1 protein-coding gene is annotated in these 1,042 nt (G+C 43.2%); it reads left to right on the top strand.

What is annotated here, in order from left to right:
* Positions 1-196 precede the first annotated feature (196 nt).
* On the top strand, positions 197-916 hold the full coding sequence (locus QUA03_RS28920) for a hypothetical protein (protein ID WP_333217171.1): 720 nt from the start codon (positions 197-199) through the stop codon (positions 914-916).
* The last annotated feature ends 126 nt before the right edge of the window (positions 917-1,042 follow it).

Below are 1,042 nucleotides of genomic sequence, written 5' to 3' on the forward strand. Positions count from 1 at the left end.
AGTTTCCCACGATCCCAGACCCATGCAAATACTACCCTTGACAATTTCCCTTTTTCCTTAACTTGTCACCAATGTAGCTAAACTGGGTTCTACTGCACCTCTCCCTAGTCCTAATAATCAAGGGGATTATACGGGAAGATATTATCATACTTATTGGGAAGTAGTAGACCCAGATCCAAAGGGGTTAAATTGTCGTATGAATTCTTCTTTTGAAGAATTTATGCGTGTTGACAACCCCACTCCATTTGATGTTTTTAATTGGTCTGTAGTTGGTGTTTTAAAACAGGGACAGCGTTTTGAAAGCTTTCCTGGTAATGCTGGTGTTACTTTCCGTGATACCAGGGCTTTACCTTGGCTTTTTGTAGGAAAAACCTACACTGCTGGTGCGGCGCAAGGTTGTTTTATTCGCGCTAATAGTCAATTTGTCAAACCAATACAGATGTCATCGACTCGCGTACAACCCCAAGCGAGTCAACCGCTTACAAGTTCCACAGCGCTGCCGGTGAAGCTTGGTTTTGACGAAGGATTTGGATCGATTGTAGTACCAGAAAGCGATACCACAGCATCGGCGTATGGAGGACGGTTAAGGCAATATGACGTTCACATTGCCAAAATGTTTGAAGTCACCCACTTTATGTGTCAACAAGAAAATTTAACACCCGGTATTACTTGGAATTACGAGGCTGGGGGTGGCACGATTAATATGGGAAGTTTTGTAATAACCTGCCGACTTGCTAATCAAATAGCTAGTGCCTATGGTTTAGGTAAGTCGGAACCTACGAATGTGACTTTTTCGGCTGGTGAAGTCGGTCGCCCCGCTGTCAGAAGTTTCAACATTCCCATCCTAGATATTACAGGTGATAAATTACTACGCTGGGTGAGTTTTGTGCAGGGATTTCAGCCAGTGAGGAGGTAGGGCGAACACAGATCATATGCTCTACTGTAAACAAAAAGCGCCCATATTACTAGGGCGTCGGTTCAGTATTAGGAGTTGACAAAACACACTGAAAATGATATGTGAATTGAAAAGCCTGTTAAATTC

The sequence above is a fragment of the Microcoleus sp. S36b_A4 genome (assembly GCF_036700645.1).
Taxonomy (GTDB): Bacteria; Cyanobacteriota; Cyanobacteriia; order Cyanobacteriales; family Microcoleaceae; genus Microcoleus.